The sequence below is a fragment of the Variovorax paradoxus genome (assembly GCF_000834655.1).
Taxonomy (GTDB): domain Bacteria; phylum Pseudomonadota; class Gammaproteobacteria; order Burkholderiales; family Burkholderiaceae_C; genus Variovorax; species Variovorax paradoxus_F.
The window spans coordinates 1-24,882 of record NZ_JXQQ01000110.1 but is presented as its reverse complement, the minus strand read 5'-3'; the positions used below and the strand labels follow the sequence as shown (position 1 = coordinate 24,882).

At 67.6% G+C, this 24,882-nt stretch carries 22 protein-coding genes; 17 read left to right on the top strand and 5 right to left on the bottom strand.

Features of this window, described 5'->3' with window-relative positions:
- Nucleotides 1-11: 11 nt before the first annotated feature.
- The 10 genes from RT97_RS28810 (at nucleotide 12) to RT97_RS28765 (ending at nucleotide 13,602) form a co-directional block, all read left to right on the top strand.
- A complete protein-coding gene (locus RT97_RS28810) occupies nucleotides 12-1,265 on the top strand; it encodes an Nramp family divalent metal transporter (protein WP_042582288.1) in 1,254 nt (417 codons plus the stop codon).
- A 273-nt stretch (nucleotides 1,266-1,538) separates the two neighbouring features.
- On the top strand, nucleotides 1,539-3,161 hold the full coding sequence (gene xdhA / locus RT97_RS28805; RefSeq protein WP_042582287.1) for a xanthine dehydrogenase small subunit: 1,623 nt from the start codon (nucleotides 1,539-1,541) through the stop codon (nucleotides 3,159-3,161).
- A 2-nt stretch (nucleotides 3,162-3,163) separates the two neighbouring features.
- Nucleotides 3,164-5,614, top strand: coding sequence for a xanthine dehydrogenase molybdopterin binding subunit (gene xdhB / locus RT97_RS28800; RefSeq protein WP_042582286.1), 2,451 nt, complete (start codon nucleotides 3,164-3,166; stop codon nucleotides 5,612-5,614).
- Nucleotides 5,615-5,776: 162 nt separating this feature from the next.
- Nucleotides 5,777-6,769 (top strand): LysR family transcriptional regulator, encoded by a 993-nt coding sequence (locus RT97_RS28795; protein ID WP_042582285.1) that lies wholly within the window; start codon nucleotides 5,777-5,779, stop codon nucleotides 6,767-6,769.
- Between the two features lie 75 nt (nucleotides 6,770-6,844).
- On the top strand, nucleotides 6,845-8,245 hold the full coding sequence (locus RT97_RS28790) for an NCS2 family permease (protein ID WP_042582284.1): 1,401 nt from the start codon (nucleotides 6,845-6,847) through the stop codon (nucleotides 8,243-8,245).
- A 102-nt stretch (nucleotides 8,246-8,347) separates the two neighbouring features.
- Nucleotides 8,348-9,871 (top strand): ABC transporter ATP-binding protein, encoded by a 1,524-nt coding sequence (locus RT97_RS28785; protein WP_042582283.1) that lies wholly within the window; start codon nucleotides 8,348-8,350, stop codon nucleotides 9,869-9,871.
- On the top strand, nucleotides 9,864-11,006 hold the full coding sequence (locus RT97_RS28780; protein WP_042582282.1) for an ABC transporter permease: 1,143 nt from the start codon (nucleotides 9,864-9,866) through the stop codon (nucleotides 11,004-11,006). Before RT97_RS28785 ends, RT97_RS28780 begins: the two co-directional genes overlap by 8 nt.
- A 1-nt stretch (nucleotide 11,007) precedes the next feature.
- Nucleotides 11,008-11,928: an ABC transporter permease gene (locus RT97_RS28775; protein ID WP_042582281.1), complete on the top strand. Its 921-nt coding sequence runs from the start codon at nucleotides 11,008-11,010 to the stop codon at nucleotides 11,926-11,928.
- A 50-nt stretch (nucleotides 11,929-11,978) separates the two neighbouring features.
- On the top strand, nucleotides 11,979-13,151 hold the full coding sequence (locus RT97_RS28770) for a BMP family ABC transporter substrate-binding protein (protein ID WP_042582280.1): 1,173 nt from the start codon (nucleotides 11,979-11,981) through the stop codon (nucleotides 13,149-13,151).
- Between the two features lie 70 nt (nucleotides 13,152-13,221).
- Nucleotides 13,222-13,602, top strand: a complete 381-nt coding sequence (locus tag RT97_RS28765; RefSeq protein WP_042582279.1) for a hypothetical protein — start codon at nucleotides 13,222-13,224, stop codon at nucleotides 13,600-13,602.
- 11 nt (nucleotides 13,603-13,613) lie between these two features.
- Here RT97_RS28765 and RT97_RS28760 read toward each other — a convergent pair whose 3' ends face one another.
- Nucleotides 13,614-14,504 (bottom strand): LysR family transcriptional regulator, encoded by an 891-nt coding sequence (locus tag RT97_RS28760; RefSeq protein WP_042582278.1) that lies wholly within the window; start codon nucleotides 14,502-14,504, stop codon nucleotides 13,614-13,616.
- Nucleotides 14,505-14,581: 77 nt separating this feature from the next.
- Between RT97_RS28760 and RT97_RS28755 the strand changes: the two genes are divergently transcribed.
- From RT97_RS28755 to RT97_RS28735, 5 genes are read left to right on the top strand one after another with little or no spacing between them, the layout of a single operon-like run.
- On the top strand, nucleotides 14,582-15,451 hold the full coding sequence (locus RT97_RS28755) for an HpcH/HpaI aldolase/citrate lyase family protein (protein ID WP_042582300.1): 870 nt from the start codon (nucleotides 14,582-14,584) through the stop codon (nucleotides 15,449-15,451).
- A gap of 48 nt (nucleotides 15,452-15,499) precedes the next feature.
- The gene (locus tag RT97_RS28750) at nucleotides 15,500-16,492 is read left to right on the top strand and encodes a tripartite tricarboxylate transporter substrate binding protein (protein ID WP_042582277.1); all 993 of its coding nucleotides are present in this window, start codon (nucleotides 15,500-15,502) and stop codon (nucleotides 16,490-16,492) included.
- A gap of 21 nt (nucleotides 16,493-16,513) precedes the next feature.
- Nucleotides 16,514-17,698: a CaiB/BaiF CoA transferase family protein gene (locus RT97_RS28745; RefSeq protein ID WP_042582276.1), complete on the top strand. Its 1,185-nt coding sequence runs from the start codon at nucleotides 16,514-16,516 to the stop codon at nucleotides 17,696-17,698.
- Between the two features lie 7 nt (nucleotides 17,699-17,705).
- Nucleotides 17,706-18,602 (top strand): amidohydrolase family protein, encoded by an 897-nt coding sequence (locus RT97_RS28740; RefSeq protein WP_042582275.1) that lies wholly within the window; start codon nucleotides 17,706-17,708, stop codon nucleotides 18,600-18,602.
- Nucleotides 18,599-19,561: a tripartite tricarboxylate transporter substrate binding protein gene (locus RT97_RS28735; protein ID WP_042582274.1), complete on the top strand. Its 963-nt coding sequence runs from the start codon at nucleotides 18,599-18,601 to the stop codon at nucleotides 19,559-19,561. The genes RT97_RS28740 and RT97_RS28735 overlap by 4 nt, the downstream gene beginning before the upstream one ends.
- 4 nt (nucleotides 19,562-19,565) lie before the next feature.
- Here RT97_RS28735 and RT97_RS28730 read toward each other — a convergent pair whose 3' ends face one another.
- The gene (locus RT97_RS28730; RefSeq protein WP_042582273.1) at nucleotides 19,566-20,477 is read right to left on the bottom strand and encodes a LysR family transcriptional regulator; all 912 of its coding nucleotides are present in this window, start codon (nucleotides 20,475-20,477) and stop codon (nucleotides 19,566-19,568) included.
- A 112-nt stretch (nucleotides 20,478-20,589) separates the two neighbouring features.
- On the opposite strand from RT97_RS28730, the gene RT97_RS28725 reads away from it, so the two are divergent.
- A complete protein-coding gene (locus RT97_RS28725; RefSeq protein ID WP_042582272.1) occupies nucleotides 20,590-22,008 on the top strand; it encodes an aldehyde dehydrogenase family protein in 1,419 nt (472 codons plus the stop codon).
- Here the strand turns inward: RT97_RS28725 and RT97_RS28720 are convergent, their stop codons facing one another.
- The 3 genes from RT97_RS28720 to RT97_RS28710 all read right to left on the bottom strand — a co-directional run bounded on the left by RT97_RS28720 (nucleotide 22,009) and on the right by RT97_RS28710 (nucleotide 24,500).
- Nucleotides 22,009-22,572 (bottom strand): DUF4303 domain-containing protein, encoded by a 564-nt coding sequence (locus tag RT97_RS28720; RefSeq protein ID WP_042582271.1) that lies wholly within the window; start codon nucleotides 22,570-22,572, stop codon nucleotides 22,009-22,011.
- 72 nt (nucleotides 22,573-22,644) lie between these two features.
- Nucleotides 22,645-23,184 (bottom strand): hypothetical protein, encoded by a 540-nt coding sequence (locus RT97_RS28715; RefSeq protein WP_155403926.1) that lies wholly within the window; start codon nucleotides 23,182-23,184, stop codon nucleotides 22,645-22,647.
- Nucleotides 23,185-23,363: 179 nt separating this feature from the next.
- On the bottom strand, nucleotides 23,364-24,500 hold the full coding sequence (locus tag RT97_RS28710) for a DJ-1/PfpI family protein (RefSeq protein ID WP_080898473.1): 1,137 nt from the start codon (nucleotides 24,498-24,500) through the stop codon (nucleotides 23,364-23,366).
- A 55-nt stretch (nucleotides 24,501-24,555) separates the two neighbouring features.
- On the opposite strand from RT97_RS28710, the gene RT97_RS28705 reads away from it, so the two are divergent.
- The coding region (locus RT97_RS28705) for a DJ-1/PfpI family protein (RefSeq protein WP_042582268.1) at nucleotides 24,556-24,882 on the top strand (327 nt) is incomplete at its 3' end.

The following is a 24,882-nucleotide window of genomic DNA, read 5'->3' as shown; positions in this document are numbered from 1 at the left end:
TCGCGCCCGTCATGAAGAAACGCATTCCCTCATTCCTGCGCCACGTCGGTCCCGGTGTCGTCACCGGCGCGGCAGACGACGACCCGTCGGGCATCGCCACCTACACGCAGGCGGGGGCGCAGTTCGGCACGGGCCTCCTTTGGACGGTGTTTCTCTCGCTGCCGTTCATGGTGGCGATCCAGCTGGTGTCGGCGCGCATCGGCCGCGTCACGGGCAAGGGCGTAGCGGCCAACTTGCGCGAGCACATGCCGCGCGGTTTTCTCTTCGTGCTGGTGGCGCTGCTGGTGATGGCCAACACCATCAACATCGCAGCCGACATTTCCGCCATGGGCGAGGCGCTGAACCTCGTGGCGGGCGGCGGCGCGCACATCCATTCGCTGCTGTTCGGCCTGGTCACGGTGCTGCTGCAGGTGTTCGTGCCGTACCGCAAGCTCGCGCACATCCTCAAGTGGCTGACGCTCACGCTGTTCGCCTATGTGGCGGCTGTGTTCGTGGTGCAGGTGGAGTGGGCGCGGGTGCTGCACGACCTGGTGGTGCCCCGGCTCCAATGGCGCGGCGACTACTGGATGATGATCGTGGCGCTGCTGGGCACCACCATCTCGCCCTACCTGTTCTTCTGGCAGGCCTCGCAGGAAGTCGAGGAGCTGCGCCAGAGGGGCGGACAGCGCGGCACCGACAAGCAGGTGCGACACGACCTCCGGCGCGTGCGGCTGGACACCTGGGTCGGCATGACGTTCTCCAACCTGATCGCCTTCTTCGTGATGGTCGTCGGTACCTCCGTGCTGTATGCGGCCGGCGTGCACGACGTGACCTCCGCGGCGCAGGCGGCCGAGGCGCTGCGGCCGCTGGCCGGCGACTTCGCCTTCTGGCTGTTCGCCGGCGGCATCATCGCCACGGGCCTGCTCGCCGTGCCGGTGCTCGCCTCGTCGGCCGCCTACGCGGTGGCCGAGGCGTTCGGATGGGAAGAGGGCCTGGAGCGGCACTGGCGCGAGGCCAAGGAGTTCTACGCGATCATCGCGGTCGCCACGCTGGTGGGCACCGCGCTCGACTTCACGCCGATCGATCCGATGAAGGCGCTCTATTGGAGCGCCGTGATCAACGGCGTGGTGGCCGTGCCGATCATGGCGGCGATGATGATCCTGGTGACGCGCGAGAAGGTGATGGGCGCCTTCACCTCGGGGCGCCGCATGCGCTGGCTGGGGTGGGGCGGCACGGCGCTGATGGGCTTCGCGGCGCTGATGATGGGATGGGACATCGTGCGCTGAGGCGCTGCAGCCGACAACAGCCCGCGCTCGTTGGGCGCCGCCCGGGGCGGTCGATCGGCGGCAGGCACCAGCGCCTGACGCCTGCAACGCTCGCCCCAGGGCGCACCTTGCGCCCATGGCCCGGGAATTGCTCGCTCTCTCCAGGGTTTCCCCCTAGGTCGCATACCCGCGCCCACATACGCAATATGGCTCCCGCGGTATGTGGGATCGGCCCCGAGCGACTAACGTCCAGGCTTGGCCGGAAACACCGAGCCGCCCACGAGCCCGAAGAGCATGAGTACAGAGCGCAACAACATCCAACCCGTCCGCTTTTTCCACCGCGGCAAGATCGTCGACGTCACGGGCGTCCACCCGACCCGCTCGGTGCTCGACTGGCTGCGCGAGGACGCGCACTGCACCGGCACCAAGGAAGGCTGCAACGAGGGCGACTGCGGCGCCTGCACGGTGGTGATCGGCGAGCTGGCCTCCGATGCCGACGCACCCGGCGCCATCGGCGGGCTGCAACTGCAGACGGTCAATGCCTGCATCCAGTTTTTGCCCACCCTGCACGGCAAGGCGCTCTTCACGGTCGAAGACCTCAAGGCCCAGTGCGCCGCACCGCCGTCGCAGGACAAGAAGCACCCCGTCCATACGCTGCACCCCGTGCAGCAGGCGATGGTCGACTGCCACGGCTCCCAGTGCGGCTTCTGCACGCCGGGCTTCGTGATGTCGCTGTGGTCCACCTACGAACACCACCAGGCCGAGGGCACGCAGCCCACCCGCCAGCAGCTGGCCGACGACCTCTCGGGCAACCTGTGCCGCTGCACCGGCTACCGCCCGATCCTCGACGCGGGCCAGCGCATGTTCGACCTGCCCGGCGTGCGGCTCGACACGAAGCCCGTGGTGGCCGCGCTCACCGCCCTGCAGAACGACGGACAGGACCTGAACTACGCCGCGCCGCTCGGCGCCCGCATTGACCACTTCCACGCCCCCCGAACCATCGCCCAGCTCGCGGCGCTGCGCGAACAGAAGCCGCGCGCCCAGCTGCTGGCCGGTTCCACGGACGTCGGCCTCTGGGTCAACAAGCAGTTCCGCGACCTGGGCGACATCATCTACGTGGGCGACGTGGCCGAAATGAAGACGATCGAAACCCGCCAGAACGACAGCGGCGGCGAGCTCTACATCGGCGCGGGCGCCTCGCTCGAATCGGCCTTCGAGGCCCTCGTGCAGCGCGTGCCCAGTCTGCAGGACGTGTGGCTGCGCTTCGCCTCGCCGCCCATCCGCCATGCCGGCACCATGGGCGGCAACGTGGCCAACGGCTCGCCCATCGGCGATTCGCCGCCGGTGCTGATGTCGCTCGATGCGCAGATCGAGCTGCGCCGCGGCGACGTGGTGCGCCGCATGCCGCTGCCCGACTTCTACGTCGACTACATGAAGAACCAGCTGCAGCCCGGCGAGTTCGTGCAGGGGCTGGCGATTCCGCTGGCCGCGATGCGCCGCCAGGTGCGCGCCTACAAGATCAGCAAGCGCTTCGACTGCGACATCTCGGCGTTGTGCGCGGGCTTCGCGATCGAGCTGGACGAGGGCGGCGACACGGTCAAGGCCGTGCGCCTGGCCTTCGGCGGCATGGCCGCCACCGTCAAGCGCGCGGCGAACGCGGAAGCCGCGCTCGTCGGCAAGCCCTGGACGCAGTCCAGCGTCGCCACCGCCAAGGTCGCGCTGGCGCAGGACTTCAAGCCCCTGTCGGACATGCGCGCCTCGGCCGACTACCGGCTGCAGGTGGCCCAGAACCTGATCCAGCGCCTCTGGCTCGAAACCCGCACCGAAGACGCGCTCTCCCTCGAGGAAACCAGCGTCTGGAGCGTGATGCCTCATGCCGCGGCCAAGGTCGCCAAGGCACAGGCGGAAGGAGTCTGACCATGAACAAACCCATCGACGCCCGCCTGCTGCAGCCCGCCGAGGCCTTTGCCGATTACCTGAAGAACACCGCCGCGCGCATCGACCCCGCGGCCGAAGCGGTGGCGCACGACCTCGGCGCGCGCGTCGGCATCAGCCGGCCGCACGAATCCGCGCACCTGCATGTGGCGGGTGAAGCGACCTACATCGACGACATTCCCGAACTCACTGGCACGCTGCATTGCGCGCTGGGGCTCTCGCCCGCCGCGAACGGCCGCGTCACCGCGCTGTCGCTCGACGCGATCCGCGCGATGCCCGGCGTGGTCGCCGTGCTCACGGCCGACGACATTCCCGGCACCAACGACTGCGGCTCGATCATTCACGACGACCCGATCCTGCTGCCGGTGAACGACGGTGGCGAGATCCGCTACCTCGGCCAGCCGGTGTTCGCGGTGATCGCCGAGACGCGCGAGGCCGCGCGCCGCGCCGCCGCCAAGGCGAAAGACGCGCTGACCATCGAGGCCCAGCCGCCAGTCATCACCCCGCAGGACGCGCATGCGCGCGGCCAGTACGTGGTGCCGCCGATGCACATCGTGCGCAGCGGCGGCAGCGCCAACGAGGGCGACGAGGCGGCCGTGCGCGCTGCCATCGCCAGGGCGCCGCATCGCCACAAGTCCACGCTCGAGGTGGGCGGGCAGGAGCAGTTCTACCTGGAAGGCCAGATCAGCTACGCCATTCCGAAGGAAGGCGGCGCGCTGCACATCCATTGCTCCACGCAGCACCCGAGCGAGATGCAGCACCTGGTGGCGCATGCGCTGCACCTGCAGTCGAACGAAGTGCATGTGGAATGCCGGCGCATGGGTGGCGGCTTCGGCGGCAAGGAATCGCAATCGGCGCTGTTCGCCTGCGTGGCCGCCGTCGCGGCACGGCAGCTGCAGCGCCCGGTGAAGCTGCGGCTCGATCGCGACGACGACTTCATGGTCACCGGCCGCCGCCATTGCTTCTGGTACGAGTACGAGGTGGGCTACGACGACGAAGGCCGCATCCTCGGCGCGGAGATCACCATGGTCTCGCGCGCCGGCCACTCGGCCGACCTGTCGGGGCCGGTGATGACGCGTGCGCTCTGCCACTTCGACAACGCCTACTGGCTGCCCAACGTGGCGATGCACGGCTTCTCGGGCAAGACCAACACGCAGAGCAATACCGCGTTCCGCGGCTTCGGCGGTCCGCAGGGCGCCATCGCCATCGAGAACATTTTGGATTCGGTCGCGCGCGAACTGAAGCGCGACCCGCTCGACGTGCGGCGCGTCAACTTCTACGGCAAGGCGGAGAACAACGTCACGCCGTACCGCCAGACCGTGACCGACAACATCGTCCACGAACTCGTGGCCGAACTGGAGGCCAGCAGCGACTACCGCGCGCGGCGCGAAGAGATCGCGGCCTTCAACAGGAAGAGCACGGTGCTCAAGCGCGGCCTGGCGCTGGCGCCGCTGAAGTTCGGCATCTCGTTCAACGTGAAGCACTTCAACCAGGCGGGCGCGCTGGTGCACGTGTACACCGACGGCTCGATCCTCGTGAACCACGGCGGAACCGAGATGGGGCAGGGCCTCAACACCAAGGTGGCGCAGGTCGTGGCGCATGAGCTGGGCGTGAGCTTCGAGCGCGTGCGCGTCACCGCGACCGACACCACCAAGGTGGCGAACACCTCGGCCACGGCCGCATCGACCGGCGCCGACCTGAATGGCAAGGCCGCGCAGGATGCGGCACGCCAGATCCGCGAACGGCTTGCAGAAAGCGCCGCCGAACGCCACGGCGGCAAGGCGAGCGAAGTGCGTTTCGCGAACGACAAGGTCGAGGTCAACGGCCGCTCGCTGGCCTTCAGCACGGTCGTCGGCGAGGCGTATCTCGACCGCAAGCAGCTATGGTCCGACGGTTTCTATGCCACGCCGGGCCTGAGCTGGGACAAGGACAAGATGCAGGGCCGCCCGTTCTTCTACTACGCCTATGGCGCAGCGGTGAGCGAGGTGGTCGTCGACACGCTCACCGGCGAATGGAAGCTGCTGCGTGCCGACATCCTGCACGACGCGGGCAAGTCGCTGAACCCGGCGGTGGACATCGGCCAGGTCGAGGGCGCCTTCATCCAGGGCATGGGCTGGCTCACCACCGAGGAGCTGGTGTGGCATCCGCAGACCGGCAAGCTCACCACGCACGCGCCGAGCACCTACAAGATCCCGACCGCCAACGACTGCCCGCCCGTCTTCAACGTGCGCCTGTTCGAAGGCCAGAACTTCGAGGACTCGATCCACCGCAGCAAGGCCGTGGGCGAGCCGCCGCTGCTGCTGCCGTTCTCGGTGTTCTTCGCGATCCGCGATGCGGTGTCGGCGGCTGGCGACCACCGGGCCGACCCGCCGCTGAAGGCGCCGGCCACGAGCGAGTCGATCCTTCGTGCCATCACCGCTGTCCAGTCCGCATAGTCACTCGTAGACTTTGGCGCATGTCCAAAGTCCTCCCAATGCCCTACGTCCTGATCCCCTTCGCGAAACACCGCGGAACCGGCTTCGCCGGGCCGCTGGTGTTGCCCCCGCTAGGGGGTTGGCGAAGCGACACGCAGTGCGCGCAGACTGGGGGGGAGCGCCATGCGTGACCAAGCGCTTTTCGACAAGATCGACCTGCACCTCATCAGGGTTCTGCACACCGTGCTGACCGACCGCAGCGTCTCGCGCGCCGCCATTCGCCTGGGGATGTACCAGCCGGCCGTCTCGGCCGCGCTCAAGCGCCTGCGCGAGTTGTCGGGCGATCCGCTGCTGGTGCGCTCGGGCTCGGGCATGGTGCCCACCGATGCGGGGCTGCGGATGATCGAGCCCGCAGCCAGCATCCTGCGCGCGGCCGAGATGCTGTTCTCCGATGCGCGCGGGTTCGAGCCGCAATCGGCGGCCACCACTTTCCGCATCGCAGCGAGCGACTACATGGACCCGCTGTTCCTGCCGATGCTGGTCGCGCACGTCAAGCGCGAGGCGCCGCTCTGCCAGATCGAGATCCACGCGCTCTCGCCCGACTCGGACTACCACGGGCATCTGGCGCTCGGGCAGGTCGACCTGGTCATCGGCAACTGGTTGAAGCCTCCGGAAGACCTGCACATGGCGCGGCTCTTCGGCGACGAGGTGGTGTCGCTGGTCAACCAGGACCATCCGGCGGTGCGCCGCGGCTGGGACCTGGAGACGTGGCTCGCGGCCGAGCACATCGCACCCACGCCGATGCACCCGGGCGGGCGCGGCATCATCGACCAGATGCTCGACGAGCTGGGGCGGCAGCGCAACATCACCGCGCGCTGCGCGCACTTCAGCCTCATTCCCGACATGGTGGCCTCGAGCCTCCTGGTGCTCACGACCGGCCGCCAATATTGCGAGCGCTTCGCCGTGCGGCTGCCGGTGAAGATCCTCGAATGCCCGGTGGCGCTGCCGCGCCTCATGTACTACCAGCTCTGGCACGAACGCACCCATTCGTCGAGCTCGGCGCGATGGCTGCGCGAATGCATCAAGGACGTGGCCGCGTCGCTGCGGCCTGCGTCTTCCGCCATACCCGGTACTGCTGCGCGCCTGCCCGCCGCCCCTGAAAGACCGGACCCCTGAGAAACCCCCGTTCGCGCCGGCGTCGTGAGCGGGGCAACGATGAAACCGCCACTACAACAGCTGGAGACAAGCGAAATGAGTACGTTGGAACAGGCGCCCAAAGGCGCCGAGCCCCACATCCCGGGGCATGTCGAGTCCGCGCGTCCGCGTGCGGCTGTGGGCAGCGCAAGCGGCTCGGGCCTGCTTGAGCGCATGTTCAAGCTCAGTGCGCACAACACCACCGTGCGCACCGAGGTCATCGCGGGGCTCACCACCTTCCTCACGATGGCCTACATCATCTTCGTGAACCCCACGATCCTCGGCGACGCGGGCATGCCCAAGGGTGCGGTCTTCGTGGCCACCTGCCTGATCGCGGCGCTGGGCACGCTGATCATGGGCCTGTACGCCAACTACCCGATCGCCATGGCGCCGGGCATGGGCCTGAACGCCTACTTCGCCTACGTGGTGGTGCTGGGCATGGGCTACACGTGGCAGGTCGCGCTGGGCGCGGTGTTCATCTCGGGGTGCCTGTTCCTCATCGTCACGGTCACCGGGTTGAGGGAGCTGTTCATCGCGGGCATACCGCAGTCGTTGCGAACGGCGATCACGGTGGGCATCGGCATGTTCCTCGCGCTCATCGCGCTCAAGAGCGCGGGCGTCGTCGCCGCATCGCCGGCCACCTTCGTCACGCTGGGCGATCTGCACTCGCCGCCGGTGGTGCTGGCCACGCTGGGCTTCCTGGTCATCGTGACGCTCGACCGGTTGAAGGTGCGAGGGGCGATCCTGATCGGGATCATGCTGGTGACGGTGCTGTCGTTCTTCTTCGGCGGCAACAAGTTCCACGGCGTGTTCGATGCGCCGCCGTCGATCGCGCCCACCTTCATGCAGCTGGACATCCTGGGCGCGCTCAAGGGCGGCATCCTGAACGTGGTGCTGGTCTTCTTCCTGGTCGAGATGTTCGACGCCACCGGCACGCTGATGGGCGTGGCCAAGCGCGCGGGCCTCCTGGTGCCCGGCAAGATGGAGCGCATGAACAAGGCGCTCTTGGCCGACAGCGGCGCCATCTTCGCGGGCTCGCTGCTCGGCACCTCGAGCACCACGGCGTACGTGGAAAGCGCGGCGGGCGTGCAGGCCGGCGGCCGCACCGGCCTCACGGCCGTGGTCGTGGCGGTGATGTTCCTGGCCTGCCTCATGATCTCGCCGCTCGCGGGCTCGGTGCCGGCCTATGCCACCGCCCCGGCGCTGCTCTTCGTGGGCTGCCTCATGCTGCGCGACCTGGTCGAGCTCGACTGGGAAGACACCACCGAGGTCATCCCTGCCGCCGTGACCGCGCTGGCGATGCCCTTCACCTACTCGATCGCCAACGGCCTGGCCTTCGGCTTCATCACCTACGCGGTGCTCAAGCTGTGCACCGGCCGGGCACGGGAAGTGCATGCGATGGTGTGGGTGATCGCGGCGATCTTCCTGTTCAAGTTCGCCTACATCGGCGGACATTGACGCGGTGCGCCGTCGGGCGCCGATGGTCGCGGAAGCCGCTATTAAACTTATAGCTGCCCCCGCTTTGTTGCTGTTGAACGAGACAAACCCACGAAACCCGGCATGACAACCCCCCGACTCCAGCTCGCGCACATCACCAAGCGGTATCCCGCGGTGGTGGCCAACAGCGACATCTCGCTGGCCGTTGCTCCCGGCGAAATCCATGCCGTTCTCGGCGAGAACGGCGCGGGCAAATCGACCCTGATGAAGATCATCTACGGCTCGGTCAAGCCCGACGAAGGCACCGTCACCTTCGACGGGCAGGCCGTCACGCTGCGCAATCCGCAGCAGGCGAGGGCGCTGGGCATCAGCATGGTGTTCCAGCACTTCAGCCTGTTCGACACGCTCACCGTGGCCGAGAACGTGTGGCTGGGCCTGGACAAATCGCTGCAGCTGGCCGAAGTGGCCCGCAGCATCACCGCCAAGGCGAGCGAGTACGGGCTGGACATCGACCCCTCGCGCCCGGTGCACACGCTCTCGGTGGGCGAGATGCAGCGGGTGGAAATCATCCGCGCGCTGCTCACCAACCCCAAGCTCCTGATCCTGGACGAGCCGACCTCGGTGCTCACGCCGCAGGCGGTCGTCAAGCTCTTCACGGTACTCAACAAGCTGGCCTCGGAAGGCTGCAGCATCCTCTACATCAGCCACAAGCTGCATGAGATCCGCGAACTGTGCACCGCCTGCACGGTGCTGCGCGGCGGCAAGGTCACGGGCGTGTGCAACCCGCAGAACGAGAGCAACGAATCGCTCTCTCGCCTCATGATCGGCAGCGAGCCGCCGCCGCTGCAGCACCGGCCGGTGCATGCGGGCGCCGTTGCGCTGCGCGTGAAGGGGCTCACGCTGGCGCGCGAAGACCAGTTCGGCGTCGACCTCGACGGCATCTCGTTCGAGGTGCGCGCGGGCGAAGTTGTCGGCATTGCGGGCGTCTCGGGCAACGGCCAGAAGGAACTGCTCTACACGCTCTCGGGCGAAGACGTGCGCGCCGACGCTTCGATGGTCCAGGTGTTCGACAAGCCCGCCGGCCGGCTGCGGCCACGTGCGCGGCGCGCGCTGGGCCTGCACTTCGTGCCAGAGGAACGCCTCGGCCGCGGCGCGGTGCCCACGCTGGGGCTCGCGCACAACCTGCTGCTCACGCGCAGCAACGCGGTAGGCAAGGGTGGATGGATCCGGACCTCGGCGCTCGAGAAGCACGCCAAGGGCATCATCGAACGCTTCAACGTCAAGGCCGGTGGCCCCAACGCGGCGGCGCGTTCGCTCTCCGGCGGCAACCTGCAGAAGTTCATCGTCGGCCGCGAGATCGATGCCAACCCGAAGCTCTTCATCGTCTCGCAGCCCACCTGGGGCGTGGACGTGGGCGCGGCAGCGCTCATTCGCGGCGAGATCCTCGCGCTGCGCGATGCCGGCTGCGCGGTGCTGGTGGTGAGCGAGGAGCTCGACGAGCTGTTCGACATCAGCGACCGCCTGCACGTGATCGCCAAGGGGCGCCTGTCGCCCTCCATCGACCGCGCCGCGGCCACGCTGCCGCAGATCGGCGAATGGATGAGCGGCCTGTGGCAAGGTCACACCAAGGAGGCGGCCCATGCTTAAGCTCGAACCCCGCCCGGAGCTCTCGCGCTTCTGGACCTTCGCCTCGCCGATCCTGGCGCTGCTCATCACGGTGCTGATCGGCGTGGCGCTCTTCGCGGCGCTCGGCAAGGACCCGGTCAAGGGCCTGATGGTGTTCTTCTACGAGCCCATCAAGAGCGGCTACGCGATCGGCGAGCTGATGATCAAGGCGACGCCGCTGCTGATCATCGCGCTCGGCCTCGCGGTGTGCTTCCGCTCCAACGTGTGGAACATCGGCGCCGAGGGGCAGTTCGTGTTCGGCGCCATCGTCGCGGGAGGCGTGGCGCTCCTGGCCGACAAGAACACGGGCTCGTGGATCGTCGTGGCCATCCTCGTGGCGGGCACGCTCGGCGGCATGGTGTGGGCGGGCATCGTGGCGTTCTTGCGCGACAGGTTCAACGCCAACGAAATCCTCGTGAGCCTGATGCTGGTGTACGTGGCCACGCTGCTTTTGAGCTACATGGTGTTCGGCCCGTGGAAGGACCCGCAGGGCTACAACTTCCCGCAGTCCAAGACCTTCGAGGCGGTCACGCAGATTCCGCGGCTCTTCAAGGGTTCGCGCGTGAGCATCGGCCTGATCATCGCGCTGGTGGGCGCGGGCGCGCTGTGGGTGTTCCTGTTCCGCACGCGCGCGGGCTTCGCGCAGCAGGTCGGCGGGCTCGCTCCGGCGGCGGCGCGCTATGCGGGCTTCTCGGCGCGGCGCGCAGTGTGGATCGCGCTGCTCACCTCGGGCGGCGCTGCCGGCCTGGCCGGTGCGCTCGAAGTGGCCGGGCCGCTCGGCCAGCTCACGCCTTATGTGCCGGCCGGCTACGGCTTCGCGGCCATCATCGTGGCCTTCGTCGGGCGGCTGCATCCGGTGGGCATGGTGTTCTCGGCCATCCTCATGAGCATGTTCTACATCGGCGGCGAGCTGGCGCAGTCGCGCCTCGGGCTGCCCAAGTCGCTGACCGGCGTGTTCCAGGGGCTCCTGCTCTTCACGCTGCTGGCCTGCGACACGCTCATCGCCTACCGCATCCGCCGCAAGGCCGCAGCCAAGGCCGTGCTGACCACGAGCTCGCTGCAAGCCAGCACGCCGCTGACCGCGCCGGTCGCGCGTCCGACCGAAGGAGCCCTCTGACATGGACAGCTACGCACTCCTGCTCGGCTCGACCCTGAGCGCCGGCACCGTGCTCGCGATCGCGGCACTGGGCCTCCTCATCAACGAGAAGGCCGGCATCGTCAACCTCGGCGCCGAGGGCATCATGCTCTGCGCGGCCATCGCCGGCTTCGCGACGGTGGTCACCACGCACAACCCCTGGCTCGGCTTTCTTGCCGGCATGGCGGCGGGCGCGTTGCTCGCTGCGTTCTTCGGCGTGCTGGTGATCTGGCTCAACACCAACCAGTACGCGACGGGGCTTGCGCTCAGCCTCTTCGGCGTGGGCTTCTCGGCCTTCGCCGGCATCAACTTCGTGCAGGCGAAGCTGCCCGAGAGCGTGTCGTATGCGATCCCGGTGCTGGCCGACATCCCGCTCGTCGGCCCCGCGCTGTTCCGCCATCACCCGATGGTGTATTTCGCGGTGGTGCTGACCTTCGGGCTCATCTGGTTCCTGTATCGCACCCGCGCCGGCCTCGTGCTGCGCTCGGTGGGCGAATCGCCCGAGTCGGCGCATGCGCTGGGCTACCCCGTTCGCCGCATCCGCTTCATGGCGGTGATCGCGGGCGGCGCGCTCTGCGGGCTGGCCGGCGCGTACCTCTCGACGGTCTACACGCCGCTGTGGGTCGAAGGCATGGTCGCGGGGCGCGGCTGGATCGCGCTGGCGCTCACCACTTTCGCCACCTGGCGTCCGATTCGCGTGCTGCTGGGCGCCTACCTCTTCGGCGGCGTCACGATGCTGGGCTTTCACCTGCAGAGCAGCGGTGTCGACGTGCCCCCGCAGTTCCTCAGCATGCTGCAGTACATCGCGCCCATCGTGGTGCTGGCGCTGATCTCGCGCAACCCGGCGTTCATCCGCATCAACATGCCGGCTTCCATAGGGAAACCGTTCTACCCCGGCTCATAATCGCGTTTTTCGTTTTCCCGCCAACCCGTCCTTTTTGAGGATTTCCGACAATGAATGATCTGAACAAGCGCTCCCTGCTCAAGCTGGCCGCCCTCACGGCGGTCGCTTCGGCGGCCCTGATCGGCTGCGGCAAGAAAGAAGAAGCGGCAGCACCGGCCGCGGCCCCCGCGCCCGCTCCGGCCCCCGCTGCAGCCGCCCCGGCACCGGCCGCGCCGCTCAACATCGCATTCGCATACATCGGCCCGGTGGGCGACGGCGGCTGGACCTTCGCGCACGACAACGGTCGCAAGGCGCTCGAAAAGGAATTCGGCGACAAGATCAAGACCACCTTCGTGGAAAGCGTGCCCGAAGGCGCCGACGCCGAGCGCGTGTTCCGCGACATGGTCGGCCAGGGCAACAAGCTGATCTTCGGCACCACCTTCGGCTACATGGAGCCCATGCTCAAGGTCGCCACCGACAGCAAGGACGTGAAGTTCGAGCACGCCACCGGCTACAAGACCGCCGACAACATGCGCACCTACGACAGCCGCACCTACGAAGGCGCGTACATGGCCGGCGTGATTGCCGGTGCCATGACCAAGAGCAACACGCTGGGCGTGGTCGGCTCGGTGCCGATTCCCGAAGTGCTGCGCAACATCAACAGCTTCACGCTGGGCGCGCAGTCGGTCAACCCGAAGATCACCACCAAGGTCGTGTGGGTCAACGAATGGTTCAGCCCGCCGAAGGAAACCGAAGCGGCCACCGCGCTCATCAACGGCGGCGCAGACATCCTGTTCCAGAACACCGACTCGCCCGCCGTGCTCAAGACCGCGCAAGAGAAGGGCAAGCGCGCCTTCGGCTGGGATTCGGACATGACCGCCTACGGTCCCAAGGCCCACCTGGGCTCGGCCACCATCAACTGGGCGCCGTACTACATCAAGGCCACGCAGGACGCGCTGGACGGCAAGTGGGCCACCGGCCAGGCCTGGTGGGGCGTGAAGGAAGGCGCCATCGATCTCGTCTCGATCGCAGAGGACGTGCCGGCCGAAACCAAGGCCAAGGTCGAGGAAGTGAAGAAGGGCCTGAAGGACGGCAGCTTCGTGATCTGGAAGGGCCCGATCCTCGGCCAGGACGGCAAGGAAGTAGTCGCCAAGGACGCGGTGGCCGACGACAAGTTCCTGACGGGCATCAACTTCTACGTCAAGGGCGTCGAAGGCAAGGTGCCGGGCGGCGACAAGAAGTAATCGCTGCGGCCATGCAGACGGAGAGGGTCGCCCAGGGCGGCCCTTTTTCATTCAAGGAAGGATTGGCACCATGAAGCTGATGTTCACCGTTGCAGGCGCCGCGTTGCTGTTGCTGTCGGCCTGGTCCTCGTTCGCCGCCGAGCCCGTGAAGTTCTCGAAGGACGAGAAAGCCCTTCAGAAGGCCGTCTCGGACACCGAGATGTGCTTTCACTTCGCGGGCGAGTTCAACGGAGACGGCTCCGCGCGCGACAAGGAAATCAACCGCATGCAGCGCAAGCACTGCGGCAAGGCCGGGCAGCAACTGCTGCAGAAGGCCTGGCGCGCAAACCCGCAGGACGCGCGCCTCTATCCGGCGGTGCTGATGCTCAACAGCCTCGGGACAGAGTTCCTGTCGAAGGCCGAGGTGGCGAGGCTGTGTGCGGTGGCGAAGACCGAGCTGGTCTGCCAGTGAGGTCAGTGCGGTCAGTGAGGCCGTGAGCGCTTGCCAGCGACCACGAGCTCCGCGCTGTCGACGAAGCCCCGTATCAACCGCTGCCGGGGCGATGCGCGCAACCACAGGACGCCGAAGCGCCGCGGCTCCGAAGGCAGCGGCAGCGGGATCTTCGCCACGCGCTGGCCTTCGAGCAGCGGCGACGCGATGTCGGGCACCAGCGAAACGCCCAGCCCGCGATCGACCATCATCGCGATCGCCAGCAGCGAGCTGAGTTCGAAGCGCTCCTGCGGCGCGATGCCCGCGGCGCGCAGGTACCGGTCGGCCTGCTTGCCGCCACCCAGCGCCCGGTCGTAGCGGATGAGCGGCGAGGTGCGCAGCAGCTCGTGCGGGTCCCGCTTCGCAAGGCGGCTCGGCGCGAGCACCACCAGCGGCTCCTCGCGCAGCAGCGACCAGTCGAAGGTCTTGGCGAGCACGTAGGGCGGATAAAGGCACACGGCCGCATCGAGTTCGCCCTGCTGCACCGCCTTGTAGAGCGTGGCCGTGGTGCCCGACTGCAGGAACACCTTCACGCCAGGATGCGTCTTCACGAAACGCGCGAGGATGTCGGGCAGCAGGCTGTGGATCGCCGTGTTGATAGTGCCGATGAGCAGCTCGCCGCCGGCCGCGTCGCTGTTGAGCAGCGTCTTGATGTCGCCCACCTCGCGCAGCAGGTTGCGCGCACGCTGCACCAGCAGGTGCCCAGCCTCGGTCGGCTGCACCGTGCGGCCCGCGCGTGCGAGCAGCGGCGCGTTGAGCTCGCGCTCCAGCGTGCGTATTTGCTGGGCCACGGCGGCGGGCGTCAGGTCGAGGCGGCGCGCGGCCTCCGACATCGAGCCCGACTCCACCACCAGAAGAAAGCTTTGCAGGTAGGCTGTTTCCATGAAAGATAGATTTTCTATGATCTGATCATAGGGAGCATGTGTTTTTCTTTGCTCCTGCGCTGCGCACACTGCGCTGCATGAGAAGCAAACTGTTCGTTCCCGGAACGCGCCCCGAGTTGTTCGCCAAGTCGTTGGGCGGCGCGGCCGATGGCGTGTGTTTCGACCTGGAAGATGCGGTGTCCGAGCCGCGCAAGGGCGAGGCGCGCGATGCCGTGCGCCAACTGCTGCAGAGCGGCGAGCCGGCCGCATCGGGCAAGACCGTGATCGTGCGCGTCAACGCGATGGACACGCCGCACTTCGCGGACGACATCGCGGCGGTCGGCCAGTCCGGCGTGCACCTCATCAACATTCCCAAGCCCGAGAGCCCGGCGCATGTGCGCGCCGCGGTCGAGGCCATCGAGCGCGCCGAGGAGGCCAACGACGTGCGCACGCCCATCGGCCTGCTGCTGAACATCGAGGCGCCTTCGGCCTTGCGCACCGCGGCGCGGCTTGCGCTGGCGCATCCGCGCGTGGCGGGGCTGCAGCTGGGGCTCGGCGACCTGTTCGAGCCGCTGGGCATCGCGCGGCGCGAGCCGGCCGGCATCCAGCAGGCGATGTTCGCGATGCGCATCGCCGCGGGCGAGGCGGGCGTCTATGCCTACGACGGCGCGTTCGCGGACATCCGCGATGCCGAAGGATTCCGCGCCGAGGCCATGCTGTCGCGCAACCTCGGCTTCCTCGGCAAGACCTGCATCCACCCGAGCCAGGTCGCGATCGCCAACGAGGTGTTCCGCCCGACCGACGAAGAAATCGCGCATGCCTTCAAGGTGGTCGAGGCTGCCCGCGATGCCGATGCCAAGGGCGTGGGCGCCTACGTGGTGGACGGAAAAATGATCGACATCCCTTTCGTGATCCGCGCACGCGCCATCGTCGCGAGCGCGCGCAGCCTGGGCCTGCTGCCGGGCTGAGTTTTTCGATTCCTTTCGCCCCATTCAAAAAACCAGGAGACAAGACAAATGAAGATTTCCCCATCGCGTGGCCTGCGCACGCTCGCTGTTGCCGCCGTCGCCGGCGGCTGCCTGTTGAGCGGCAGCAGCGCATTCGCGCAGGCCGCGTACCCGGCCAAGCCCATCACCATCGTCGTGCCGTATCCGGCGGGCGGCTCGAACGACACGTTCGCGCGCCAGGTGGCCAAGGAGCTTGGCGATGAACTCAAGCAGCCGGTGATCATCGACAACCGCCCCGGTGCGAGCGGCAACACCGGCACCGGCCAGGTTGCCAAGGCCGCGCCCGATGGCTACACGCTGGTGGCCGTGTCCTCCAGCATGACGACCAACGCAGCCGTGCAGTCGAAGCTGCCGTTCGATCCGGTCAAGGGCCTCGCGCCCGTGGCCATGTTCGCCAAGGGCCCGTTCATCGTCGCGGTGAACAACGACTTTCCCGCGAAGACGCCGGCCGAGCTCATCGCCGCCATCAAGGCCAAGCCGGGGCAGTACAACTACGCCTCGTCCGGCTCGGGCAGCGTCAACCAGTTCGGCACCGAACTGCTCAAGGCCAAGGTGGGCGATCTGCAGATCGCGCACATCCCCTACAAGGGCATGGGCCCGGCCGTGACCGACCTGATCGGCAATCAGACGCAGCTCCTGATCTCGAGCGGGCCGTCGCTCTTGCCGATGGTGCGGGCCGGCAAGCTGCGCGCGGTCGGCATCACCAGCCTGAAGCCCAGCCCGATCGCGCCCGACCTCACGCCGATTTCCACGGCCGTGCCCGGCTATGAATTCGAACTCTGGTGGGGCCTGCTCGCGCCCGTCGGCACGCCGCCCGATGTGGTGGCCAGGCTCAACGGCGCGGTCAACAAGATCATCGCCAAGCCCGAGATCACCGCCAACTTCCTGCGCGAGGGCGCCATTGCCACACCGCTCACGCCCGCGCAGTTCGGCACCGTCATCGCCGAGGACGTCGGGCGCTGGAAGAAGCTGGCCAGGCAGCAAAACATCACCGCCGACTGAGCATTGAAGAAAGAAGGATCCATGAGCTTCGACGTCCCGCAAGACGACACACGCCTGCCCGCGCGCACCGGTCCCGCGGGGCCGTTGAGCGGCCTGCGCGTGCTCGACCTGAGCGCCTACATCGCGGGGCCTTACGGCTGCTCGCTGCTGGCCGACCAGGGCGCCGAGGTCATCAAGATCGAACCGCCCACGGGCGACAACCTGCGCAAGTACCCCTCGACGCTCGAGGCCGAGAGCCGCGCCTTCATCGGCGTGAACCGCAGCAAGCTGGGCGTGGTGCTCGACCTCAAGAATGCGGACGACCTGGCCGCGCTGATGGCGCTGGTGCGCACCGCCGACGTGCTGGTGCACAACTTCCGGCCCAGCGTGCCGCCGCGGCTGGGCATTGCGTACGACCAGCTGAAGGCGGTGAACCCGCGTCTCATCTATTGCAGCCTCACGGGCTATGGCGAGACCGGCCCGCTGCGCGAGAAGGCGGGCTACGACCAGGTGCTGCAGAGCATGACCGGCATGTGCGCGCTGCAGGGCAAGCGCGGCGAGCCGCCCGAGATCATCTACGGCTCGGTGGTCGATTACTACGCGGCAGCGCTGGTGGCCGCGGGCGTGGCCTCGGCGCTGTATGAGCGCGAGAAAAGCGGCGAGGGGCAGTTCGTCGGCGTGTCGCTGCTGCGCTCCGCGCTCACGATGCAGTCGGCCCGCATGGTGTGGGCCGAAGGCGAGCCGAAGGACGTGGGGCGCGACATGCGCTCGGGCGGCATCACCGGCCTGCATCCGACACGCGAAGGGCACCTGTACATCTCGGCCAACACGCCGCACTTCTGGCAGGCGCTGTGCGCCAAGGTGGGCCTGCCCGAGCTGGCGACCGACGAGCGCTACGACTCGGTGCGCAAGCGCGCGCAGCACTTCGCCGAGATCGTTCCGCGGCTGCGCGAGGCGCTGGCTGCGCGCACCGCACTCGAATGGGAAGAGCTGTTCGGCGAAGAAGTGCCCTGCGCGGCAGCCCGCACGGTCGAGGACATGTTCGACAACGAACAGGTGCTGGCCGAAGACATGGTCGCGAACTTCGCGCACCCCACGCTCGGCTCGTACCGGGGCTTCACGCGGGCCGTGAAGTTCGGCCGCACGCCGGGCCCCGAGCCGTTCGCCGCGCCGACACTCGGCCAGCACACGGACAAGGTGCGGAAGGTCGCGAACGCGGCAGACTGATACGCGCATGGACATCAGCTACCCCAACAGCAGCGGCACGCGCCCACCCGCCGGCGTGGCACCGGCGGGCGCATGCGATGCGCACATGCACGTGTACGACCGCCGCTTCGCGCTGCATGGCTCGCCCGATGCGATGGTCGACAAGGCCACGGCCGGCGACTACCGCCGGTTGCAGCAACGCATCGGCACGCAGCGCACGGTCGTCGTGCAGCCGCGCGTGCACGGCACCGACAACAGCGTGACGCTCGACGCCATTCGCGCACTCGGCCCCGACCGAACGCGCGGTGTGGCGGTGGTCCGCCCCGGCGTGAGCGATGCCGAACTCGAGCACCTGCATGCGGGCGGCGTTCGCGGCATCCGCTTCACGCTCTACACGCCGGCCAATGCCGCCACCGATTTCTCGATGGTCGAGCCGCTCGCGCAGCGCGTTCATGCACTCGGCTGGCACGTGCAATTGCATTGGAGCGCGGACCAGATCGCAGCGCACGCGGACCTGCTCGCGCGCCTGCCTTGCACTATCGTCTTCGACCACCTCGCTCGGCTGCCGCTGCCCGATGCGCTCTCTCATCCCGCGTTCGATGTGGTGAGCCGGCTGCGCGACAACGGGCGCACATGGATCAAGCTGTCCGGCCCCTACCTCGATTCGATGGCGGGTGCCGCTGGCGGCTACGCCGACACGACCGGCATCGCGCGGGCGTGGGTCCGCCAGGCCCCCGAGCGCGTGGTGTGGGGCAGCGACTGGCCGCACCCGACCGAGCCCATTGCCAAGCCCGACGACGCGGCGCTGTTCGACCTGCTGGGCCAGTGGGTGCCCGACGAGGCCACGCGTCACCGCGTGCTCGTCGAGAACCCGGCGCTGCTCTACGACTTTTCAGAAACGACGAAGACCGAGACATCCGAATGACGAAGAAACACCTCCTGAAATCGATCGCCGCGCTGGCCGCGTGCGCCCCATTGCTTGGCTGGGCTGCCTGGCCCGACAAGCCGATCCGCATGGTCGTGCCGTACGCCGCGGGCGGTGGCGCCGACAACACCGCGCGCGTGGTCGCCCAGCAAATGAGCGCCGCGCTCGGCCAGCAGATCGTCATCGACAACAAGCCCGGCGCGGGCGGCGTGATCGGCGAGGACAACGTGGCCAAGGCGCCTGCCGACGGCTACACCGTGCTCTACGACGCCTCGGCGTTCTCGGTGAACCCGTCGCTGCGCAAGTTGCCCTTCGACGCTGCGAAGGATTTCATTCCCGTCTCGCTGGTGGCCACCGCGCCGCAGATCCTTGTGGTGCCCGCCACCGCGCCGTACAAGACAGTGGCCGAATTCCTCGACTTCGCGCGCAAGAACCCCGGCAAGCTGAGCTTTGCCTCGGCCGGCGGCGGCACCGGCTCGCACCTGGCGGGCGAGGCGCTGAACGATCAGGCCAAGGTCAACCTGATGCACGTGCCCTACAAGGGCGGCGCACCCGCGCTCACCGACGTGATGGGCGAGCAGGTGTCCTCCTACTTCGGCAACGTCGCCTCGACGCTGGGCTACGTCAAGTCGGGCAAGCTGCGCGCGCTGGCGGTGAGCTCCAGCAAGCGCGTGAATGGATTGCCCGACACGCCCACGCTCGCCGAGTCGGGCTTGCCGGGCTACAACGTGGTCGAGTGGAACGGCGTGTTCCTGCCCAAGGGCACGCCGGCCGACGTCGTGCAGCGGCTGGGCAAGGCGGTGCAGGCGGCGGTCAACGACCCCACGGTGAAGCAGAAGCTGCTGCAGTTCGGCCTGGAGCCTGCGGGCAGCACGCCCGAGGCTTTCGCGAAATTCGTGCAGGACGAGACGGGCCGGGTGAGCGCGCTGGTGAAGGCACGCAACATCCGGGTCGACTGAGCCGCTATCGCTCCATCGCCCGCGTTTCGTTCACTTCGTGGATGAGGTCGATGAATGCGCGCAACCCCGCGGAGATGTGGCGCCGCCCCGAGTAGTAGAGCGCCAGCCCCGCGACGGCTGGCATCCGGTCGTTGAGCACGCGCACGAGGCGTCCGCTCGCCACGTCTTCCCCGATGTACCACTCTGCAACCTGCGCCAGGCCCATGCCTTGCCGCGCCGCGTCCAGCATCAGGGCCGGTGCATCGAGGATCAGGTTGCCGGGGACCTCGACCGCCTGCAGCTTGCCCTTGGTCGTGAACTCCCACGGCGAGGGCACGCCGCTGGGGAGGCGGGCGCGAATGCATCGGTGCGCGGAAAGGTCGGCGAGCGAGCCCGGCGGCGGGTGTTTCGCGAAGTAGCCGGGCGAGCCGACCACCGCCATGCGCAGCTTCGCGCCGATCGGCACGCGCACCATGTCGCGCGGCACGAGTTCGTCCGGACGAATGCCCACGTCGAAGCCTTCTCCGACGATATCGACCATGCGGCCTTCGGTGACGATGTCCACCGTCATCGCCGGATGGCGACGCAGGAACTCGCTCACGATGGGTTCGAAGACCATGCGTGCCGCGCCCAGCGAGCTGTTGATGCGCAGCGTTCCGGTGGGGGTGGCGCGGTAGTCGTTGATGGCGCTCATGGCGCCCTGGATCTGAGCGATCGCCGGCTCGACCCGTGCGAGGAACTCGTGGCCGGCCTCGGTCAGCGAGACGCTCCGCGTGGTGCGGTGAAAGAGCCGCACGCCCGAACGTGCTTCCAGCCCCGCCACCGCGCTGCTGAGCGCCGAGGTGGACATGCCCAGTTCCACGGCCGCGGCCCTGAAGCTGTGGCGCCGCGCGACGGCCAGCACCGCCTCGAATTCGACCAGTCCGGTTCTGTGCATTGTTCTGGATTCCGGGATGACTCGTGCCTGATTTTCCATCTTATCAAGATGATCGAGCGGCCATAGATTGCTCATGACCCGGGTTTTCCGGGTGAAAGAACGGAGCAGTCCCATGCGTCATTTTTCTCTCGCCTACATCGACGGCGCCTTCGTGCCCGTGCAGGGCAATGAAGTCGTCGACATCGTCAATCCCGCCACCGAGGAGCGCATCGGCACCGCCACGCTCGGCAACCGCGACGACGTGCGGCTCGCCGTCGCCGCCGCACGGCGCGCGCAGCCTGCGTTCGGCCGCAGCACGAAGCAGGAGCGCATCGACATGCTGCTGCGCCTGCAGGCCGCCGTGCTCGCACGCACCGACGAGATCCGCGAAGCGACCATCGAGGAATACGGCGGCCCGCTGTCCCGCGCGCAATGGGTCGCCGACTACGCCTCGCAGTGCTTCGCCAACGCGGTGAAAACGCTCGAGGACTATGCGTTCACGCGCCAGGTCGGCGAGGCCACGGTGGTCATGGAGCCGGTGGGTGTTGCAGCGCTGATGACGCCATGGAACAGCACCGCGGGCTCCATCTGCAACAAGCTTGCGAGCGCTCTCGCGGCGGGCTGCGCCTGCGTGATCAAGCCGAGCGAACGCAGCCCGATCCAGGCGCAGGTGATTGCAGAGGCCATCCACGATGCGGGCCTGCCGCCGGGCGTGGTGAACATCGTGAACGGCCGCGGCGCCGATGTCGGCAGCGAGATCAGCACGCACCCCGGCATCGCCAAGATTTCCTTCACGGGCTCGACGCCCACGGGCAAGGCGATCCTGCGCGCGGGCGCCGAGACGATGAAGCGAGTGAGCCTGGCGCTGACGGGAAAGTCGGCCACCGTCATCCTCGAAGACGCGGACCTCGCAAAGGTCATGCCGCTCGCATTGAGCGCGGGCTTTCTCAACAACGGCCAGGCCTGCATCGCAGGCACGCGCATCCTCGTGCCGCGCGCGCGGCTTGCCGAGGCGATCGGGTACGTCAAGACTGCCGTGGCGGGCTTGCGCGTGGGCGATCCGCGCGATGCGCAGACGGTCATCGGGCCGCTGGTGAACCAGGCGCAGTACGACCGCATCCAGCGCTTCATTCGCGCGGGGCTGGAGGAGGGCGCCACGCTCGTCGCCGGTGGCGAAGGCCGGCCCGAGCATCTGTCGCGCGGCTACTTCGTGAAGCCGACCGTGTTCGCCGACGTGCGCAACGACATGCAGATCGCCCGCGAGGAAATCTTCGGCCCGGTGCTGTGCCTGCTGGCCTATGACGACGAAGAAGAAGCGGTGCGCATCGCCAACGACTCGCCCTATGGATTGCAGGCGTACGTTTTTTCATCGGACCCGAAGCGCGCGCACCGCGTTGCGGAACGGCTGGAGGCCGGCGGCGTGATGGTCAACGCGATCAGGCCCGCGCTCACGGCGCCATTCGGCGGCGTCAAGCAATCGGGGCTGGGCAGGGAGTACGGCGTGTTCGGGCTGGAAGCTTTCCTGGAGCCGAAGACCATCGTGTCGGCGTGATCAGGCGGCGGATGCGTCCCAGCGGGACTTGAACCTGGCGAACACCGCCGGCGGATTCAGCCGCTGCGCCGAGTCGTCCTCGAACGCCTGCGCATCGTCGGAATCCGAGATGCTGCAAAAGAGCGTCAGCGACTGCCTGTCGGCGCCGGAGCCGAAGAAGCCCTCTTGGTCCAGCTCGGCCAACGCCTGGACCATCGCGTCGTGCAACTGCGAGCCGAAGGCGGCGAAGGCGCGCTCGTCGTCGCCCGAAGCCAGCACGTGGGCACGCAGGCGATCGCACACTGCGTTGAACCCTTCTGCATGCTGGTCTTCGTACGCCCACTCCGCCGTTCCCCAACGGGTGTAGGCGATGTCCCGGGGATCGGTGCAGTCGTTGTCCACCAGCATGCGCTGCAGCGCCTCTTCGCTGTTGGCGCTCGGGCACACCGTCATCGCACCGTCGTCGGTGTAGAGGGCCATCGCATAGAACCGCTCGTTCGGGTGCGCTGCGCGCAGCGTGCCGAAGGCGGTGCGGGCGGCGTCGCGAATCTGGACGCGCAGCGTTTCGAAATCGAAAGTGGTCATGCGGGTTGAAGGCAAGAGCTGTGCACACAGCGGATCACGTGCCTGGCGCGGCCGCTATGGAGCAACAACGGTCTAGAGCGAGTTTCGCTCGAAGTGCCGCTGATAGAAATTCACATAGTTGCTCCCAACCTGGCAGCAGGTGATGTTTTCGTATTTCAGCTCGACTGTACTGTCTGCCCAGGTAGCCGCGCCGGAGAAATGCTTGAACCGGACGCCAGTCGTCGTGATCGCCTCAACCCTGCCGATCGCAAAATCTTTCTCTTCACCTGCTTCGCGCTCAAGGATCATCAGTGGGTGCTCTTTCACCAACTGCGATATCAACGTGCGCCAGTTCTGCAATTCGAATCGTGATTCGAACGGCACCTTGTCTTCCAATCCCTCCTGAACAAGCAGTTCCTTCTGGAACACGCTGGTTGCAGACACCTCCACTTCGCTGATGTCATCGACCCTGAGCACCATGAGTCCATCCAGGTGGAAGTCATAAACGTACTGGAGTACGACAAGCTTCCGAGAAGATGCCAAGACGAAGCCCTGGATGCTGTGGTCGTCGATGCCTTCGCGGTAGATCGAGACGAGATCGCGGTGTTCTTGGTGTTGGGCAAACGCGTGCAAGCGGAAGTCCTCTCGGGGCATCAATCGAATTTCGATGGCTGTACGGCGGCCGAATCCTGCCACACGGCGAAGACTGGGAGCCATCTAACGAACTACCGTGAGCTCAAGCTGTTTCCAGCTTGAGTAGATAGACGCGATCGTAGCTGGACGATGTTGCAGATCGATACCGAGCGGCACCATCAGCCAACGCAAGCCGCCACACCCGGCCCCGGATACTCCATCTCCTGCATCACCCAATCCCGCCGGGCTTCGCCATGCCGCGCGGCGATCTCGCACAGCGTGCGGTCGAGTTGCTGCACAGGCTTGAGAGACGAAGTCAGCGTCAGGCGCCTCGATGCTTCGCGCACCGGTTGCGTCACGAGCACCAACCCGCTGCGCAGCGTGACCGGCCCGGACGCCGATGCCGCGTCGACGCTGACATGCCCCGTGCGCGTCCACGCATCGGCAGCCAGCGCGAGCGCGATGTCGTCGGTGCCGTCCTGCACATCGACCTGCCACCGCTCGGCGCGCCAGAAAGCGGCCTTGTTGAGCAGGTAGCTGCCGCCTCGTTTCAAGTTGAGGCCGAAGGGCGCGCTGTCGTGCTCGGGGCTCCAGGACGCCACGCCCAGTTCGGCCGCCATCGACTTCGCCTTTGCCGGCCCGCCGATCGCCTCGACCAGCGCCAGCATCGTCGGCACCGAGGCGGTGATGCCGGTGGTCGTGGCCACATCGCGGTCCATCACGTAGCGCTGGTGCGGCACGTAGGTCGCGCCGGAGTGGCGCTTCTTCAGCGTCTTGCGGTCGAACCAGTGGCCTGCGAAACGCCGGCCATCGAGCAGGCCCGCATGGCCGACCACCAGCGCGCCGGAGCAAACGCCGATCACCCGCGCCCCGCGCGCGGCCTGCTGCTTCAACCATGCGGCCACCGCAGGATCGTCTTCGACGATCATCGCGGGCACGATCACATAGTCCGCCCCCAGTGGGTTTGCGCGATCGAAGCTCGCGAAGTCGTGCGCACCCTCCACCTGCAGCGCGGGGTACAGGTTCACCCGCCCGCTCCTGGGTGCCACGATCTGCACGTCGGCCACGTCGGCGCGTTTCAGCACGGCGTGCGGCAGGAGCAGGTCGGTCATCTCGGTGCCTTCGTTCAGCGCGAGAACCGCAACCACCGGTTTGCCCGCGCGGCGCGGCTTCAGGGCATCGACGAAGGCCTGTTGCTCGCGCACCCTTGCGGCCGCATCGGCCTGTGCGGGCGGCAGCGGCGCGCCCGCGCCGCATGCTGCGAGGGCAAAGGCTGCAATACTTGCGCCGACCAGCGCCCATATTGCCTTCCACAGCGCTCTCCACATGGCTCTGTTCTCCTGTCAACGTGACGATGCCTCGAGGTTAAGAATGCCGACCCGCACCCACAAGGACGAAGACACCGCGGTTTCTGCCAGCGACGTGGTGCTGGTGGTGTTCGACGGTGTCGAGGTGCTCGATGCCGCGGGCCCCGCCAGCGTGTTCAGCAAGGCCGAGCAGGTGCGCCCCGGCACCTACCGCCTGCACATCGCGTCGCCCGGCGGCGGCACGGTGTCGACCAACGGCGGATTGCAATTCAGCGGCACGCTGACGCTGCAGCAATTGCCCGCCGCCATCGACACGCTGATCGTGGCCGGCGGCGACGAGCCGGCGGTGCGCCAGGCGATCGTCGAGCACCGCATCGGCGCGTGGCTGGAG

Coding starts and splice junctions, on each gene's coding strand:
- RT97_RS28745 (WP_042582276.1), top strand. CDS start 16,514: ATGAGCTTCGACGTCCCGCAAGACGACACACGCCTGCCCGCGCGCACC.
- RT97_RS28765 (WP_042582279.1), top strand. CDS start 13,222: ATGAAGCTGATGTTCACCGTTGCAGGCGCCGCGTTGCTGTTGCTGTCG.
- xdhA (WP_042582287.1), top strand. CDS start 1,539: ATGAGTACAGAGCGCAACAACATCCAACCCGTCCGCTTTTTCCACCGC.
- RT97_RS28780 (WP_042582282.1), top strand. CDS start 9,864: ATGCTTAAGCTCGAACCCCGCCCGGAGCTCTCGCGCTTCTGGACCTTC.
- RT97_RS28755 (WP_042582300.1), top strand. CDS start 14,582: ATGAGAAGCAAACTGTTCGTTCCCGGAACGCGCCCCGAGTTGTTCGCC.
- RT97_RS28785 (WP_042582283.1), top strand. CDS start 8,348: ATGACAACCCCCCGACTCCAGCTCGCGCACATCACCAAGCGGTATCCC.
- RT97_RS28750 (WP_042582277.1), top strand. CDS start 15,500: ATGAAGATTTCCCCATCGCGTGGCCTGCGCACGCTCGCTGTTGCCGCC.
- RT97_RS28725 (WP_042582272.1), top strand. CDS start 20,590: ATGCGTCATTTTTCTCTCGCCTACATCGACGGCGCCTTCGTGCCCGTG.
- RT97_RS28775 (WP_042582281.1), top strand. CDS start 11,008: ATGGACAGCTACGCACTCCTGCTCGGCTCGACCCTGAGCGCCGGCACC.
- xdhB (WP_042582286.1), top strand. CDS start 3,164: ATGAACAAACCCATCGACGCCCGCCTGCTGCAGCCCGCCGAGGCCTTT.
- RT97_RS28740 (WP_042582275.1), top strand. CDS start 17,706: ATGGACATCAGCTACCCCAACAGCAGCGGCACGCGCCCACCCGCCGGC.
- RT97_RS28770 (WP_042582280.1), top strand. CDS start 11,979: ATGAATGATCTGAACAAGCGCTCCCTGCTCAAGCTGGCCGCCCTCACG.
- RT97_RS28790 (WP_042582284.1), top strand. CDS start 6,845: ATGAGTACGTTGGAACAGGCGCCCAAAGGCGCCGAGCCCCACATCCCG.
- RT97_RS28760 (WP_042582278.1), bottom strand. CDS start 14,504: ATGGAAACAGCCTACCTGCAAAGCTTTCTTCTGGTGGTGGAGTCGGGC.
- RT97_RS28735 (WP_042582274.1), top strand. CDS start 18,599: ATGACGAAGAAACACCTCCTGAAATCGATCGCCGCGCTGGCCGCGTGC.
- RT97_RS28795 (WP_042582285.1), top strand. CDS start 5,777: ATGCGTGACCAAGCGCTTTTCGACAAGATCGACCTGCACCTCATCAGG.
- RT97_RS28730 (WP_042582273.1), bottom strand. CDS start 20,477: ATGCACAGAACCGGACTGGTCGAATTCGAGGCGGTGCTGGCCGTCGCG.
- RT97_RS28720 (WP_042582271.1), bottom strand. CDS start 22,572: ATGACCACTTTCGATTTCGAAACGCTGCGCGTCCAGATTCGCGACGCC.
- RT97_RS28810 (WP_042582288.1), top strand. CDS start 12: ATGAAGAAACGCATTCCCTCATTCCTGCGCCACGTCGGTCCCGGTGTC.